The organism is Halalkalibacter sp. HAAS-P013 (assembly GCF_056619925.1).
In genome coordinates this window covers 1-16,389 of sequence record NZ_JBWQTU010000036.1, presented here as the reverse complement: position 1 = coordinate 16,389, position 16,389 = coordinate 1, and the positions used below count along the sequence as shown (strand labels likewise).

At 35.6% G+C, this 16,389-nt stretch carries 14 protein-coding genes and 1 rRNA gene; 14 read left to right on the top strand and 1 reads right to left on the bottom strand.

Going from position 1 to position 16,389, the window contains the following annotated elements:
- A 5S ribosomal RNA gene (rrf, locus tag AC1FXP_RS23005) occupies window positions 1–115 on the top strand.
- Between the two features lie 52 nt (window positions 116–167).
- On the opposite strand, the gene AC1FXP_RS23000 is transcribed toward rrf, so the two are convergent.
- Complete coding sequence (locus AC1FXP_RS23000) at window positions 168–329, bottom strand: hypothetical protein (protein WP_480064257.1); 162 nt, start codon at window positions 327–329, stop codon at window positions 168–170.
- A gap of 281 nt (window positions 330–610) precedes the next feature.
- Between AC1FXP_RS23000 and AC1FXP_RS22995 the strand changes: the two genes are divergently transcribed.
- The 13 genes from AC1FXP_RS22995 (at window position 611) to AC1FXP_RS22935 (ending at window position 16,210) form a co-directional block, all read left to right on the top strand.
- On the top strand, window positions 611–814 hold the full coding sequence (locus AC1FXP_RS22995; RefSeq protein ID WP_480064256.1) for a hypothetical protein: 204 nt from the start codon (window positions 611–613) through the stop codon (window positions 812–814).
- 147 nt (window positions 815–961) lie between these two features.
- The gene (locus AC1FXP_RS22990) at window positions 962–1,390 is read left to right on the top strand and encodes an alcohol dehydrogenase catalytic domain-containing protein (protein ID WP_480064255.1); all 429 of its coding nucleotides are present in this window, start codon (window positions 962–964) and stop codon (window positions 1,388–1,390) included.
- A gap of 1,190 nt (window positions 1,391–2,580) precedes the next feature.
- A complete protein-coding gene (locus AC1FXP_RS22985) occupies window positions 2,581–3,897 on the top strand; it encodes an ABC transporter substrate-binding protein (protein ID WP_480064254.1) in 1,317 nt (438 codons plus the stop codon).
- A gap of 97 nt (window positions 3,898–3,994) precedes the next feature.
- The gene (locus AC1FXP_RS22980) at window positions 3,995–4,879 is read left to right on the top strand and encodes a carbohydrate ABC transporter permease (RefSeq protein ID WP_332632527.1); all 885 of its coding nucleotides are present in this window, start codon (window positions 3,995–3,997) and stop codon (window positions 4,877–4,879) included.
- Between the two features lie 2 nt (window positions 4,880–4,881).
- Window positions 4,882–5,769, top strand: coding sequence for a carbohydrate ABC transporter permease (locus tag AC1FXP_RS22975; RefSeq protein ID WP_480064253.1), 888 nt, complete (start codon window positions 4,882–4,884; stop codon window positions 5,767–5,769).
- Window positions 5,770–5,870: 101 nt separating this feature from the next.
- Complete coding sequence (locus tag AC1FXP_RS22970) at window positions 5,871–7,223, top strand: glycoside hydrolase family 172 protein (protein ID WP_480064252.1); 1,353 nt, start codon at window positions 5,871–5,873, stop codon at window positions 7,221–7,223.
- 25 nt (window positions 7,224–7,248) lie between these two features.
- Window positions 7,249–8,727, top strand: a complete 1,479-nt coding sequence (locus AC1FXP_RS22965; protein WP_480064251.1) for a glycoside hydrolase family 32 protein — start codon at window positions 7,249–7,251, stop codon at window positions 8,725–8,727.
- A gap of 118 nt (window positions 8,728–8,845) precedes the next feature.
- Entirely contained in the window at window positions 8,846–9,523 is a 678-nt protein-coding gene (locus AC1FXP_RS22960) for a YesL family protein (RefSeq protein ID WP_332632531.1), read from the top strand.
- Window positions 9,516–10,487 (top strand): carbohydrate kinase family protein, encoded by a 972-nt coding sequence (locus AC1FXP_RS22955; protein WP_480064250.1) that lies wholly within the window; start codon window positions 9,516–9,518, stop codon window positions 10,485–10,487. Before AC1FXP_RS22960 ends, AC1FXP_RS22955 begins: the two co-directional genes overlap by 8 nt.
- Window positions 10,488–10,848: 361 nt before the next feature.
- Window positions 10,849–12,171: an ABC transporter substrate-binding protein gene (locus AC1FXP_RS22950; RefSeq protein ID WP_480064249.1), complete on the top strand. Its 1,323-nt coding sequence runs from the start codon at window positions 10,849–10,851 to the stop codon at window positions 12,169–12,171.
- Window positions 12,172–12,228: 57 nt separating this feature from the next.
- Window positions 12,229–13,986, top strand: a complete 1,758-nt coding sequence (locus AC1FXP_RS22945; RefSeq protein ID WP_480064248.1) for a sensor histidine kinase — start codon at window positions 12,229–12,231, stop codon at window positions 13,984–13,986.
- Between the two features lies 1 nt (window position 13,987).
- Window positions 13,988–15,517, top strand: a complete 1,530-nt coding sequence (locus AC1FXP_RS22940; protein WP_332632597.1) for a helix-turn-helix domain-containing protein — start codon at window positions 13,988–13,990, stop codon at window positions 15,515–15,517.
- A gap of 549 nt (window positions 15,518–16,066) precedes the next feature.
- Window positions 16,067–16,210 (top strand): hypothetical protein, encoded by a 144-nt coding sequence (locus tag AC1FXP_RS22935; RefSeq protein WP_480064247.1) that lies wholly within the window; start codon window positions 16,067–16,069, stop codon window positions 16,208–16,210.
- Window positions 16,211–16,389: the final 179 nt, after the last annotated feature.

The window sequence follows — 16,389 nt, the reverse complement described above, 5'->3', positions numbered from 1 at the left end:
CTGGTGGCGATAGCGAAGAGGTCACACCCGTTCCCATGCCGAACACGGTCGTTAAGCTCTTTTGCGCCGATGGTAGTTGGGGGCTTCCCCCTGTGAGAGTAGGACGTTGCCAGGCAGATAAAAGACAATCCAATGGATTGTCTTTTTTATATGCATAAACAGAATGCTCAAGGCGCTGAAGAGCTCTGTTCCGGAGGAACAGCACCTTCCTCGAATGGGTCGATGGTTACATAGTGATTATACATCTCTGAAAAAACATCGTGTCCCCCTGTGAGACGAGCTGTTTCTCTTCGTAACACGACGTAAGAAACTTCGAAGAACAACTCCATGAATAACCCATCCCCGTAGAAGAGAAATAGCGAGCCAGGACGTTGCCAGGCATCCTAAAGTATTCCGTTGAGGAATGCTTTTTTTGTTGTATAAAAAAACAGAGGGAGAGGTGTACAAGTTTCTCTTTGAACATATGACATTGGGAAAAGGATTGACTGCATCACAGGGAAGTAAGGGGGCGGATCTTTTGCTTCTTTTTCGCTAAACGAAGGAAACACTAGATCCGTTTGTTGCTTTTCCTAAAGTACCGAGACCTTTTTTTGGAAATGTGCAGTTAGAAATGGAGATGCTAGAGGTTATTAGTGGAGATAAAGCTTGGGAGCTTGTGCAAAAATGCAATCCATTTAATGATGAACCAGGTGACAATCAAGAATACGTGTTAGCAAAATTTTATGTAAAGGTACATGAAGTCGAGGAAGAGCCGTTTGACTTAAATCATGCACAAAATAGGCTTGCTGTACAAGACATAGGATTTAAATCATGAAATTAATTTAACTAAATTAATAAAGAAAACGGAGAAAATTAAAAAGGGAAATTAGTTGGGACTATAGAAGTATGTAAAAAAGTTATTGTTCATAGCAGGGCAAGTATGTGTAAGTTATTATAATTGAAACAACAACGAGGAGGAAGTATGTCTAAACAAATGAAGGCTGCCATTTTACTAGAGCCAGGAAAAATTGAGTTGCAAAATAGAAATATCCCTATCCCAGCAAGTGATGAAGTACTAATTAAAGTACAATCAGTTGGTTTGTGTGGATCAGATGTTCATTACTATCAACACGGTCGTATTGGTAATTTTATTGTAGAAAAACCTATTATACTAGGGCATGAATCTTCTGGTGAAATAGTTGAAATTGGTTCAGAAGTAAAGCATTTAAAAATAGGACAAAGAGTAACTGTTGAACCTGGTGTGACGTGTGGTGTATGTGAGTACTGTAAATCAGGAAAGTACAATCTATGTCCAGAAGTAAAATTCTTGGCAACACCACCATACGATGGTGCTTTTTGTGAATATATTGCCATTCGGTCAGATTTTGTATTTCCTATTCCTTTTTTATGAAAGGAAGGACTAATCTTTCTCGAGTATTATGAAGAGTTGTTTGAATGAATATTCAAATTATTGTATTTTAAAATATTGATTTGTAAGCTTGCTAAGTTTATATGGTAATTTTAAAAATAGATACAGTGCCCACAATATGACCACTCAATAATGAAAAAGAGTTAACGAGAATTATCCAGAATAAATTAAATAATCCCCGAATCCCCTCATACATTAACTAAAATTAACTTGAGAAGTATAGAATAAACTTAAAGGTTTTTCGTACAAATATGGGCGGCATGATGTAATGTTTTTAAATAAATGGATTAGTAGATAACGTAAAAGGTATTGGATAAAAGTGTATTCCAACACCTCATTTTTTGCCTCTTAAATAACCACGCTGAACAATATCGCAAATAAGATAATTGATGAATTCAATCTTACGCAATCGGCATTATTCTGAATAAAAAATTGATAAATTAAACGCTGATCGTTGAACAGTACAACAAAACTATTCCCACAAACTATATTAACTCTATTGTACGTGATTGAGCCGTGTGAACCGTATTTATTAAGCTGCTTTTATCTGGCAGCGAAGAGGTCAAAACTTTATATGGGGTTATAGCTCAGCTGGTAGCGCGAAGGCCAGGGGATCCCACTTGGCTCCACCAACCATAAGGGTTTCAACGGGTTATCTGTTTTTCAGATAGTGCGTTTTTTGTTGTTAGAGAAATTTTCATAGCTTACAAAATTGTGAAGTTGTGCTTCGTGATCCCTTTTGATCAAAGTTTTTGTATGGACTCTTTGTATAACGATAAAAGCAAGTACTGATTAATTATAAATAGTTGAATACTTCCGTACATACCACTTTCCTCACTTAACCCCACTAATTCCTTTTATTACTAAACAATTTTGGATTGTTTTTGGACTACTCAGGAAAATAGACCGCTTTCATTTTTCTAAAAATATATGACAGCTTTAAAATATATTAGAATTTTCAATACATAGATAAGGTTCTACAATTAAAAGTGTAATCAAGTAAGTTAATACTTTCATTCAAACAATTGAAGGGGGATGGGAAATAGAATAATCAATCATCATAGTTATTGAAGAGTTAATAGAAATATTTTTAACAGAAAGTAAGAAACGATTTCGTCTAACAAAAATGAAACCGGTTACTAAAATAATCTGGTCAAAAGGAGATGGAAAATATGATGAAGAGAGTAAAGCTATTTCCCTTTTTTAGCTTGCTGCTATTGATGGTTATAAGTGTGATAGGGTGTAGTAATAAAAGCGCTACAGATCCGGTTGAAGGTAGTGAAGCAAGCGAGGAGGTCACAATTGATTTTGCTATACATGTGGCGAATCCGAAAGATCAGGAACCAGCTTTTTACCAAACTGTTGAGAAGTTCATGGAAGAGAACCCTGATATTACAATTAATCTACAAGGGACTGACCAACAAGAACATATTCGAAATATTAAAATGAAATCGCAATCTAATGCACTTCCAGATATCTTTTGGATGTTACCAGCTTCAGCGCAAGAGCTCGAAGAGGCAGGGCAACTTCTTGATCTAACACCATTTTTCGACAACAATCCTGAATTGGTTGAAAAGTTTCATATGAATATGTTTGAGACGTATCAGATCGATGGTAAGCAATATGGAATGCCTTACCAGCCCTTAGTTACAGGGTTTTGGTATAACGAAGCTCTATTTGATCAATACAATGTAGGTTTACCAGAAACATATGAAGATTTAACAGAAGCTGTAAAAGTGTTTGAAGAAAATGATGTTGTCTCAATAGCAAAAGGTGCCAGAGATCCTTATTCTGTTTGGGCGTTTCTAACGATGTTATCTAGGTACGGATACTTTGACAAAATTGATGTCATTGTTGAAGGGGAAGAAAGCTTTAATAATGATGACTTTTTAAAGTTTTATGAAAAAATTGATGAATTGAGAGAACTCGGAGCATTTCCGGCTAACATCACAACGCAAAGTTATTTTCAGGCGGTTGAGACATTTATGACTGGAGAGGCTGCTTTGCTTGATGCTGGAATATGGGAAGCTAAGAAAATAGAAGAAAGTAAATTGGCAAACGATGTCGGTTTCTGGTGGGGACCAACATTTGATGATGGTGTCGGGAATCAGAATCTTTCTTCAATTGTCCCAGCAGCTCCTTTAGTTGTCGGTAAACATGTAGAGGATGATCAAGCAAAATATGAGGCAGTCATGAAATTCCTGCAATTCTACTATAGCGAAGATGGAGCCCAAATCATGTTAGATAATCAAGTTCCTCCAATGATTGTATTCGATGGTGAAATAGATGAAGAGAAACATCCAGTATTTGCGAAAGTGGTAGAACAAATGAATAGAACGGATTGGAAGAGTCAGCCTAATCAACCAGACCTAGTTGTATCAGAATCTATTGCGAATGCTTTGTATGACAGTATTTATGGAGTTATGAACGGAATTTATACACCGGAAGAGGCTCTTGATATAGTAGCGAACAGAATTTCAGGACAGTAAAAATGGTAAACGGGTTCTACCACAGTGATTAGGCTGTGGTAGAACCGCCAAAAAAGTATGATGTTTAAAAAATGATTTCCAACATGGAGGGGTGAATATGCATTGGCTTAGTAAAAAGCGTTATATATGTTTCATGCTTCTACCTACCCTGTTAGTGTATTCGGCTTATATTATTCTCCCAATTATAATAGCCTCTTATTATAGTCTTACTAGGTTCTCAGGGATTGGGGTACCAGAGTTTATTGGCCTTGAAAATTATCAGGCGCTCTTGCAAGATCCGTTCTTCTGGGTTTCGTTAAAGAACACAGTCATTGTATTAGGTGTCACATTGATTGTGTTAATACCGAGTGCATTTTTTCTAGCATTGCTCCTTAATCGCGATGTAAAAGGTTCAAATGTGTTAAAAGCGTTAAACTTTGCACCGGCTGTGATCGCACCGATTTTAGTAGGGTTGATTTGGGTATTTATCCTTGATCCGGATATGGGATTTGTAAATGTATTTTTACAAAAAATAGGATTAGAACAGTTAGCGTTTCAGTGGATAGGTGGAACAACTCTTACACCATACTCGGTAGGGGTAGTAGAGAGCTGGAGGATTTTAGGATTTATCGCAACAATCTTTCTTGCTGGTTTAGCTACTATACCTCGTGAAATTTATGAAGCTAGTGACATTGATGGTGCCAATCGAGTACAAAAATTGATCTTCATTACGATACCGATGTTAAATGAAACATTTAAGATTAACGTTATTCTTATTATCACGTTCTGCTTCAAAATATTTGAAACCGTACTCCAACTGACTAACGGCGGTCCTAACCACCTTTCTGAAGTGTTAGTCACCTATATGTACAATGTGACATTCATTTCTGGTGAATATGGATATGGAATGGCCGTTGCGGTTGTTACCTTATTAATCACAATTGTATTTACGGCTCTATTTATTGGGTTAAGCAAAAAACGAGTAGAAAAGAAGGGGGTGTAATCATGAATCAAGCAATGACTCAAAGGCAGGAAAATCAGAATCTAGGTAAATTAGAAAAGAGCAAAACAAAAAGCAAGATCTGGTCGTATGTTCCTATTTACGCCATAACCTTTATTGTTATGCTGCCGTTTCTATGGATGATCCTTCTATCATTTAAATCAAATAGTGAAATATTAACGAGTCCGTTTAGTTTGCCTGCAAGTTTAAATCTTGAAAATTACAGAAGTGCTATTGCAACTCTAGATCTTCTCTTAATGTACAAAAATACCATTATTATCGCTGTTATTACGGTTGTGGTAGTTATTATTATTACATTTATGAGTTCATTTGCATTAAGCAGAATGGTATTTAAATCAGGGAAATTAAAAGGAGGATTATATTACTTTCTATTACTTGGATTAGCTATTCCACCTTTTATTCTATTGTTCCCAATCTATCGAATTACGATCATGTTTGATTTGATGAACACACATGCTTCCCTCATTTTGCCCTATATTGCAACATCGATCTCTTTTAACACCTTATTGTTTATGGGCTTTTTAAAGGGATTCCCGAAGGAACTAGAAGAAGCAGCGATTATCGATGGTTGTAATCTATTTACTCTATGTAAATCAGTTGTTCTTCCTATTATTATCCCTGTGATTGCAACAATTTTTATCTTTAATATATTGTATGTATGGAATGAGTTTCCGTTTGCAGTCACATTAATTAGTAGTGATTCTTTAACTACTGTTCCGCTAGGAATTTCGGAATTTAAAGGAAGGTGGAATATTGACTATGGTGGGATTATTGCCGCTACCGTATTAGTTATGATTCCACAACTTATTTTCTATGGCTTTTTCCAAAAATATATTATTGCCGGTATGACAGCAGGTGCAGTAAAAGGCTAGGGTTACTGCTTGCTATGAGTGTCAGTCTCATAGCAAGCAAATGAAGTTCATACTACAAAACTAAAAAAATAAATACATTACATTTTGGAGGAGAAGAAACAATGAAAACACAATCAAACGGATTTATGCAAAATTTAACAAGACACGCGGATGTTAGATCTGCAAGACTTTCGAGTTCAGATCAAACAGGTAGAAATCAAGACTATTGGTTAATTCCACCAAATGAATCAGTCGTATTAGGTGAAATCGAAGGACCTGGGTGTTTGACTCATTTTTGGATGACGTCTTTCTGTAGAAAAATAATGGGACCAAGTATTGTCGATCCAGCATTAGGAAGCAATGTAGCACCCGTTAATGAGATTCACAACGCATTAGGAGTTACGTGGGAAGAACAAGATCCGTTCTATTACAGAAAGGCTTTAATTAAAATTACGTGGGATGATCAAGATACACCAAGTGTGTTGGCGCCATTTGGAGATTTCTTCTGCGTAGGTCATTCATTACCAGGGAACTTTGAATCAGCTCCGTTTAACGTATCTGTTAAGCCAGAGGAAGCGAATAAATTTGGTGCACCAGCTGCCTTAAACTGCTTCTTCCCAATGCCATTTAACAAAAAAGCAAAAATTGAAATTGTCAACGAAAATACGTTGCCATTCGGTTTGTACTTCTATATTGATTATGAACTATATAAAGAGGAGTTACCTAGGGATACCGTTTACTTCCATGCAAATTGGCATCGTGAAAATCCTTGCGAAGGCTGGGGGAATGATCTCCAAGTAAATAGCCCTGCTATTCAAAGTGTGGCTAACTTATCAGGTGAAGAAAACTATGTCGTTTTAGAAACAGAAGGAAAAGGCCACTATGTGGGTTGTAACTTATCAGTCAACCATTTCCAAGGAAGCTGGTGGGGTGAAGGGGATGATATGATCTTCATCGATGGTGAGAAGCAACCAAGTATTAATGGAACAGGTAGTGAAGATTATTTCGGTCATGCGTGGGGAATGCAGAAGAATGCGTTCTTGTATAACGGTTCGATTATTCATGAAAGTGAAAAGCCTGGCTATCAAGTTTCGTACCGATTCCATATCGCAGATCCAGTTCATTTTTCTGAAAGTATTAAGGTTACACTCGAGCATGGTCATGCGAATCACTTATCTGATGACTGGTCATCAACGGCATACTGGTATCAAACATTGCCATCTCCAAAACTTGATATTTTGCCAGTAGAAGACAGACTTCCCCATGTAGCCGAAATGCCAGAAGTTGAGCAAAAGGAAAAACCAGAATTAAATGAAGAGCAGCAAAAAGCGTATGAATCTGCAAAAGAGTTAGAAAAGACGTATATAGAAGAAAAGAAGCATCAAATGGAATTAAAATACAACAAAACAAGAGAATCACAACAAGGGAACATTGAGCACGCGAAACGAGTGAAAGATTCGTTAAACAGTAAATAAACTAAACGAGTGTGAGGTGAGGATTATGGTGATGACAAATACCAAACATGTAGAAGTACTTAAGAAAGCAAATGATGAAATTGCAAGGAACAAAGGCAAGGTGGAAAATAGTCCTTATCGTTTGAAATATCACTTTATGGCGCCTGTTGGTTGGATTAATGATCCGAATGGTCTTGTACAGTATAAAGGCGAGTACCATTTATTCTATCAATATTATCCGTATGCTTCTAGCTGGGGGCCCATGCATTGGGGCCATGCTAAAAGCAAGAACTTGGTAAATTGGGAGCACTTGCCGGTCGCATTAGCTCCATCAGAATCTTATGATTCTGGAGATGTAGAGGGGTATGGGTGTTTCTCAGGAAGCGCAGTTGTGGACGGAGACGAACTTGTATTAATTTACACAGGTCATGTCGATGGAAACGAACCTCAACAAGTTCAAGCGATTGCAACGAGCAAAGATGGAATTTCTTTTGAAAAGTATGACCAAAATCCGGTCATTGGTCAATTTCCGGTAGATGGTTCTAAGGATTTTAGAGATCCGAAAGTCTGGAAATATGAAGATACATGGTATATGGTCGTTGGTTCAAAAAAGGATGGAAAAGGGAAAGCCTTATTATATGTATCTACTGATTTAAAGCAGTGGGATTACAAAGGTGTTGCGGCAGAAAGTGATGGTACACAAGGGGATATGTGGGAATGTCCTGACCTGTTTCCAATCGACGATCGTCATGCCCTGATTGTCTCTCCAATGTATGGCACTCAAAACGAAAAGCCGTTTTATGTTATTGGAGACATGAACTATGAAGAAGGTATTTTCACACAAGAAACTTGCAGAACAGTAGATTATGGTTTTGATTTCTACGCTCCACAAACATTGATAGATGAACAAGGTCGAAGAATTATGATTGGTTGGATGGAGAAGTGGTTAACAAAAATGCCTTCCCAGGAACATGGTTGGGCTGGGGCAATGGGCATTCCAAGAGAGCTTGTATTAGAAGGGGACGTCCTCAAGCAAAAGCCTGTAGCAGAGCTAGCTGACTTACGATCAGACTTTAAAAAAATAGAGCCATTTGAAGTTGTCGAAACGACGAATGTAAATGAACTCCAAGAGACAGTTTCTGAAACGATCATTGATTTTAATATTAAGGAAACAGATGCGACTGTATTTGGTATTCACCTTAGATGCTCTGAAGATGGAACAGAAAGAACAGAAATCTTGCTTGATCTTGAAAAAAAAGAGATTGTCATGGATCGTGAGCATTCTGGTTGCGGAGAAAAGGGAATCAGCAAAGCGCCGTTAACCGTAACGGACGATGGCACGGTCAATCTTCGTATTTTTATGGATACGACATCTGTAGAGCTCTTTGTTAATGATGGGGAGAAAGTGATTACCAATCGAATTTTCCCAGATGCCGATAGTACTCAATTTAAACTCTTTACTAACGGGGGAAAGGTGAGTATCAATCGCATCGAATCTTGGAAACTGGATTCTGTTTGGAATTAAGATTTTTATCTTGTTGAAATGAGATATGGGGCCTTTAAAAGGTGAGGTCCCATTTTCATTTTCTTGTTAAAACATAGACTCTGTTTAGATAAATACGTAACAGAGAGTGAGGATGTATATGCAATACACTGGTATGATAGGTGGTTTCTATCGTGTATGTGAGTGGGTTATGCGACTCGCTTATGTCAATTTGCTCTGGATTGGATTTGCATTGATCGGGCTTGTTGTGTTTGGCTTTTTTCCATCAACTGTAGCGATGTTTTCTGTTGTGAGGAAATGGGTGATGGGGGAAGATGATATCCCGGTATTTTCAACGTTTTATCAAGCTTATAAAAAAGAGTTTCTGAAAATAAATCTACTAGGATGTAGCTTAGGATTGCTTGGCTATATTTTATTTATTGACTATCAGTTTTTCAAATCAATGGAAGCCAATTACCTTCAGCTTTTTTCTTATGTGTTTTTAGCGTTGCTGCTAGTTTTGTTCGTAATACTTTTATATGTTTTTCCCGTTTACGTTCATTATGAGTTGAAACCATTTCAAGTCGTGAAAAATGCACTACTAGTTGCGATTGCAAACCCGATTTCTACAGGAGTCATATTAGTAGGGAGTATGATAGTCTTTTGGATTACTCTCTCATTTCTTAGTGTTCTTTTCTTTTTTAGTGGTAGTGCTTTAACATTCGTAGTCATGTGGTCAGCTTATCGAAGTTTTACGAAGGTTGAAAATCATTTGGACGATGTCATCTTAGATCAAGGTAATGAAAAATTAGTTAAGGTAGGTGGAAGTGATGTATGATGTAACAGCAATAGGTGAGCTTTTGATTGATTTTACCCCCTATGGAACATCGGAAAATGGAGGAAGTTTGTTTGAACAAAACCCTGGTGGTGCGCCTGCGAATGTATTAGTTGCTTTAGCGAAACTGAATAAACAAACTGGCTTCATCGGGAAAGTAGGCAATGATCAATTTGGTCATTATTTAAAAAAGGTAATGGAAGATCATAAGGTTGATATAAGTGGCTTAGTTTTTTCTCAAGATGTGAATACGACCTTAGCATTTGTTCATTTAGATGAAGATGGTGACCGATCTTTTAGCTTCTATCGAAAACCAGGAGCTGATATGACATTAGATAGCAAAGAGATAGATAAAAGTGTAATCAAGAACTCCCGGATTTTTCATTTCGGTTCACTTTCAATGACACATGAACCAGCAGCATCTGCTACACTAGATTCTGCTAAATATGCTAAGGAGAATGGAATCATTGTGTCATATGATCCTAATTTACGGATGCCTTTATGGAGTTCAACTGAAGATGCCAAGAACATGATCATAAAAGGATTACCATTTGCGGATATACTGAAAATCTCCGAAGAAGAATTTCAGTTTATTACCGGATCTACAGATTTAGTGAAAGGAACAGGCTATTTATGTAAGGAGTATGGGATTTCACTTATCTTTGTAACACGTGGTAAAAAAGGTTGTTTTTACCGTATGAAAGAATTTACAGGTAGTAAAGAAGGAATAAAGGTAGCAACGATCGATACAACAGGAGCTGGAGATGCGTTTCTTGGTGGAGTTCTTTACAAGATTCTTGAAAAGGGTGGACGGCCTTCTGAGTTAGAAAGGGAAGAAGTTAAGAGTATTGCTGCCTTTGCTAATGGAGTAGCAGCAGTTTCTACGACAAATAAAGGTGGGATACCAAGTATGCCAGTACTGTCAGAAATAGAAGAGTTATTGAATGAAGAAAATGCGTTAATTTAATAGGTTGATATAGAAGTAACGACTTATCCTCGAACACTTTCGAAGGTAAGTCGTTCTTTTTTGCTGCTAGATATTGGTTCTAAAAATAACTGACATTTTCGAAAAAAATTAGAATGGTCTTTGTTATAATAGAAATATAAAATAGTATGTAAGAATTAACTTTAAAGGTAGTTCTATAGTATCAAGCCCTAGCAAGTAGAGTAGATTTAATTTCACAATTATGAAAGCGTCACCATTTTTGAGAGATTCATTGATTGCTGTCATTGTTTTCATTTGATTTAACATACTGTTTTCGTTTACTCGTTATCCAACTAAACTAAGTTTTACTAGTTGAAAATAAAACATGTGGGAGATCAAAATTATGAAAAAACGATATCAGAGCTTTGTGGTTTTGCTACTAGTTATACTAACGTTAATAGGTTGTAACAAAGCTGATGAACGTGGTTCAAGTGCAATCGATCAACAGAGTGAAAATAAACAAATAACGATTGACCTTGCTATTCATGCTGCCAATCCAAAACGTCAAGAACCAGCTCTTTATGAAATCATTGAAAAGTTTATGGAGGGAAACCCTGATATTAAAATTAATCTTCAAGGAACGGAACAAAAAGCCCATGTTAAAAAAATGAAAATGTTAGCTCAATCAAATGATTTACCTGATATCTTTTGGGTGCTACCGCATACTTCGACTGAGTTAAATGAAGCGGGATTGCTACTTGATTTGACTGCACTTTTTGATGAAAACCTTCAATTAGCTGAAAAATTCCATGAAAATATGCTTGAACCTTATTACGAAAACGGTCAACAATTTGGACTTCCATATCAGCCTCTGGTGACAGGTTTTTGGTATAACAAAGCACTGTTTGATCAATACAATGTGCCTTTGCCACAAACGTATCAAGACTTAAAAGAAACTGTGAAATTATTTGAAGAACAAAATATTGTTACGATTGCCAAAGGCTCTCAAGATCCTTATTCTGTTTGGGCATTTCTAACGATGCTATCAAGGTATGGTTTTTTTGATAAAATTGATCAAATCCTAGAGGGCGAAGAAAGCTATAAAAATCAGGACTTTCTCCAATTTTATAAAAATGTTGATGAATTGAGAGAAATGGGAGCTTTCCCGAAAAATGTAGCCAATTTAAATTATTTTCAAGCCGTTCAAATGTTCTTGAACGGTGATGCAGCAATGTTGGATGCTGGAGTATGGGAAACAAATAAAATTGAAGAAAGTGAGATAGCGGAAGATGTTAGTTTTTGGTGGGGACCTACTTTTGAAAACGGGATCGAAAAGCAAAACGTATCTTCCATTGTTCCAGCAGCTCCGTTAGTCGTAAGCTCAAAAGTCAAAGATGACGAAGAAAAATATGCTGCTGTTATGGCATTTCTGAAGTTTTATTATAGTGAAGAAGGAGCGCAAGTTATGATAGATAATCAAGTTCCTCCTGTGATCCAATTTGAAGGGGAAGTAGATGAGAAGAGCCATTCAGTATTTGCTAAAGTTATGGAGCAAATGAACCAACCCGGATGGGAAAGTCAACCGAACCAGCCAGATCTCGTTGTCCCATCTCAAATAGGAGATGCGATTAATGAAAGTATTTATGGAGTCATTAATGGAATTTATTCACCAGAAGAAGCGCTTAGTGTCGTAAATAAAAAAATTAATGAGCAAAAGCGAAAATAGCAGCCTGATTGGCATAAGTGCGAATGACTTAAATAGTAGGGTTAAGAGGGATGATATATGAGAATGTTGAAGCAACAACGAAATCTGACAATAAAGCAGAAAATAATCATGTTAGCGATTCTCTCTACGTTGATTCCTTTACTCATTATAGGAACGTTTGGTTTTATCTATTTAAATAAAGTAATGGAAAATAAAATATCAGATACAACGTCTAACTTTTTAAGTGTGATTGATTGGAACATTGATACGTTTGTTGCTGACATTGAAAGTAGCGCAAATATAATTGTTACTTCAAATGACATCCAAGGGTTCTTGAACCATACAGAGTTGACAATTGAATCTTATAAAATGCAAACGGCTACAAGGGATCTCCTTATTAATGTCACCAATAATAAACCATTTATCAATGCAGCTTATGTTGGAAATGAACAAAATGAATATTTACAACTTAGTCAGGGACAAAGTAATTATTTTGGAACTGTTTATGATCAGATAAATCGTACGGATTGGTATAACATGCTTGAACAACAAGACGGGAACGGAGTTTGGTTTAAAGGAATAGAGACTGATTTTATTGAAAGCTCCAATCTATTAATGTACGGAAAATTTATTCGAGATTTAGAGACTATTGAAAAAATAGGCGTTTTAATTATTAGCGTGAATAAATCGGTATTTGATAATATGTTTAAAAACATTAATAACGAAGAGGAGATTTTAATATTCGATCAAGACACAGTCATATACTCGAACGATAATGAAAACCAAGATAAATATAAGAGCATTATAGAAATGTTACAGAATCCACAAGAAGCACAAATCGTTGAGATAGAAAACGAAAAATATATTTTAAATCATACTACTAATACGATAACGAACTGGAAAATTGTAAGCGTGGTGCCTTATAAATATGTCGTTAAAGAATTTAATTATATTAGAGTCCTAACCGTTTTATTATTAGTTCTATCTTTTCTGTTATCAACAATAAGTGCCTTTTTGATTTCAAAAAAAATTACGAAACAGCTTTCATTATTGAGAAATGTAACAGAGGGTATGGAAAAAAGAGAAATGATATCAAATATCGCGTTTGACTCTAATGATGAAATTGGAAAAGTGGGTAATCGCTTTGTTCAATTGTATAACCGAAACAGTGAGCTGACCGTCCAGCTATATGAGTCACAATTAAAAGAAAAAGAAGCTGAGCTCTTGGCCCTTCAAAATCATATTAATCCACACTTTTTGTACAATACGCTTAATTCAATTTTTTGGATGGCGCAAAAAAGCAATGCAAAATTGATTGCGAAAATGGCAGTTAGTTTATCGAAGATATTTAAACTAACATTAAATGATGGAAAGTATATTACAACTGTAGAAAATGAAATTAATCAAGTGAAAAGTTATATTGATATTCAAAATATTCGTTTCGATAACAAAATTAAATATAGTATAGATATTGACTCCTTACTTTTAAAGGAAAATATTATTAAATTGATTTTACAGCCCCTTGCTGAAAATGCTGTTTATCATGGTCTAGAATTAATAGAAGGAAATGGGGAAATCAAGATTACTGGTCGAAAAGTAAATGATGCGATGATTTTTGAAGTCATTGATAATGGAGTTGGATTTGACACGGAAGAAGTAGCTGCAAGTAAACAAGGGTATGCTTTAAAGAACATAAATGAAAGAATAAAATTACAGTATGGTCAAAACTATGGTATGACAATAGAAAGCAAAAAAGATAGAGGGACAAAAGTAATTGTAAAAGTAGGATTAGAATTTGCCGGTTTGAAAAAGGAAGGGGTGACCCAAAGTGTATAAAATGGTAATTGTAGATGATGAAAAAGTGGTAATAGATGGCCTGACATCAGCGATTAATTGGTCCGACCATCAAGTTCAAATTGTAGGAACTTCTCTAGATGGGAATACGGCGTACAAATTAATTGAGGAAACAAAGCCCCACATTGTCATGGCAGATATAAGAATGCCTGGATTGAACGGCTTAGACTTAATTGATAAAGTAAAGAATCTTCTCCCGAATACTGTATTTATTATTATTAGTGGCTATACAGAATTTGATTATGCGAAAAGGGCACTCAAATTAGAAGTAATAGACTATTTAACGAAGCCAATTGAGCTAGATGAAATTATTGCTTCAGTAAAAAAAGCGATTAATAAGTTTGAAAGTATTCAAATGGAAAAACAGAATAAGGATAAAATTCAACATTACGAATTGCAATTAGAGGAAAAGTATATGCTAGATGTCATTTTTGGTCATCAATTAAGCGCCCATGAGCTAACCACTAAATTTGTAAATTTTACGGTACTAGTATGTGGATTTACTTCTTCAAAAGAGCTAATCAATTATAAAGAGCGGGATTTTATTAAGCATTTAAAAACTCCTTTTCAGAAAAATGACAACAATGGAATTGTGTTTTTCGTTGATGAATATTTAGTTGCTGTATTTTCTAACTCGAACCAAGAGGAGAATAAAGCCATAGTTGATTTTGCAGAATTAATTGAGACTCAGGTTGGGAAATCACCATTAATCGGAGTGGGGAATACGTATGTTGATCTAGCAAATGTTCAGCAATCATATAAAGAAGCAATAGAAGCCTTTCACATAGGTATTTATTTAAATCGATCGTTCATGTATTATGATGCTTTAGAAAAAGTGGATCATAATGTAGGTTCTGATATGATCAAAACTATCGATAATTACTTCAATAACCAGAATTGGAATTTAAATAATCTGAGCAAACTGATTGATAATTTATTACAATATTCACAGCAAAAGATGCTTCCGCCATTAAAAACTAAGTATATGTGTTTTAGACTAATAATTAATGTGTTTGATCATGTGCAGCAAGAATATGAAGTCAATGTTGAACGCATTTTGGAAGAAAAACATGTGATATATAACCAAATACATCAATTGAGATCAATCGATGATATGAAAGAATGGTTACTGGATAAGGGGAAATTACTCTCAGAGTATTTAAATGATAATCAAATGTCACAGAAAGAGAAATTAATTGTTGATGTCAAAAAGTATATAGAGAACCATTTTTGTGAAGTCATTACTTTGGACGATATTGCTAAGGAATTTCATATTAGTCCAGCCTATCTTAGTAGCTTGTTTTCAAAAAGGGTGGGTATGACACTGTTCGAATTTATCATAGAAATGCGAATGAATACAGCTAAGGAACGCCTCAGAACAACTAATTATAAAATCTCTGAGATCTGTGATCAAGTGGGATATGATAATCAAAGATATTTTAACCAAGTATTTAAAAAACATGTTGGCACCACACCAGGAAAGTATCGCTCTGAGCATTTAATTAGACAGTAATATTTATAGCTTAAGTAGCTTTAAGGGACAGGTCCTTCTCCTTTCCTCTTCCAAAAAATCCAATTAACTAGCAGGTTTTTACATGAAGGTCTGCTTTTAAAACTTGACCTCTATTATAATGAAGAAACCCGACTTATTTATTAATAAGGATAATATACTTTTATATCAAATTGACCACATTTTGACCACACAATACAATTTTTTAGAGAAAACTAAAGTTAACTTAAATGTAAACTAACAGCAGAAAACAGCACTATTGTTAGCTTTACATATTTAAGTTAACTTAAATAACTGAGCAGAACTACCATGGTAAGGTAGGGGGCAGAGTGATAAAAATACGTAAATTTAGACGTTCTATTGGATGGGGCGAAGCTTGTTGAATAATTATTTTTGCATTACAAGACATAGAGGAATTAGGAGAAGGTCTATTTAGAATTATAAATAGAGCTTCTTTATGTTTGTACAAAAACTGTAATGAAAATAGTTAGAAAAGGAGGCTGAGATTTCTCGGCTAGTGAAAGAAACTCCAGCCAACAGGAGGAGCGGGTCATGTGGATTCCGACATTAGAGGGGTTGCTTGAAGATGTGCTTTTGAGGGTGGGGCTTTATGTGTTAAAAGGTGAACAGCTAGTGGAACTGGCAAACTGTTATCTCAATAAGCCAAAGGACAGAAAAGCTATAAGTCTCTATTAATTTAGGTGCCTGTCATGCTCGAAGCATCTCGGAATAATACGACAAAATACGGGTAGTGACAGTGGTTGCCCCCCTTATAATGGACAGATAGGATAGTATAAGATACGACATAATCACGTTATAAGGGGAGAGTTACATGACAAGAAAAAAGACACATTCACATAATCCTGTCGAAGTTA

Excerpts from the sequence above, each read along its gene's own strand:
- AC1FXP_RS22945 (WP_480064248.1), top strand. The coding sequence starts at position 12,229 with ATGAGAATGTTGAAGCAACAACGAAATCTGACAATAAAGCAGAAAATA.
- AC1FXP_RS22995 (WP_480064256.1), top strand. The coding sequence starts at position 611 with ATGGAGATGCTAGAGGTTATTAGTGGAGATAAAGCTTGGGAGCTTGTG.
- AC1FXP_RS22980 (WP_332632527.1), top strand. The coding sequence starts at position 3,995 with ATGCATTGGCTTAGTAAAAAGCGTTATATATGTTTCATGCTTCTACCT.
- AC1FXP_RS22940 (WP_332632597.1), top strand. The coding sequence starts at position 13,988 with ATGGTAATTGTAGATGATGAAAAAGTGGTAATAGATGGCCTGACATCA.
- AC1FXP_RS22960 (WP_332632531.1), top strand. The coding sequence starts at position 8,846 with ATGCAATACACTGGTATGATAGGTGGTTTCTATCGTGTATGTGAGTGG.
- AC1FXP_RS23000 (WP_480064257.1), bottom strand. The coding sequence starts at position 329 with ATGGAGTTGTTCTTCGAAGTTTCTTACGTCGTGTTACGAAGAGAAACA.
- AC1FXP_RS22975 (WP_480064253.1), top strand. The coding sequence starts at position 4,882 with ATGAATCAAGCAATGACTCAAAGGCAGGAAAATCAGAATCTAGGTAAA.
- AC1FXP_RS22965 (WP_480064251.1), top strand. The coding sequence starts at position 7,249 with ATGGTGATGACAAATACCAAACATGTAGAAGTACTTAAGAAAGCAAAT.
- AC1FXP_RS22950 (WP_480064249.1), top strand. The coding sequence starts at position 10,849 with ATGAAAAAACGATATCAGAGCTTTGTGGTTTTGCTACTAGTTATACTA.
- AC1FXP_RS22985 (WP_480064254.1), top strand. The coding sequence starts at position 2,581 with ATGATGAAGAGAGTAAAGCTATTTCCCTTTTTTAGCTTGCTGCTATTG.
- AC1FXP_RS22955 (WP_480064250.1), top strand. The coding sequence starts at position 9,516 with ATGTATGATGTAACAGCAATAGGTGAGCTTTTGATTGATTTTACCCCC.
- AC1FXP_RS22990 (WP_480064255.1), top strand. The coding sequence starts at position 962 with ATGTCTAAACAAATGAAGGCTGCCATTTTACTAGAGCCAGGAAAAATT.
- AC1FXP_RS22970 (WP_480064252.1), top strand. The coding sequence starts at position 5,871 with ATGAAAACACAATCAAACGGATTTATGCAAAATTTAACAAGACACGCG.
- AC1FXP_RS22935 (WP_480064247.1), top strand. The coding sequence starts at position 16,067 with ATGTGGATTCCGACATTAGAGGGGTTGCTTGAAGATGTGCTTTTGAGG.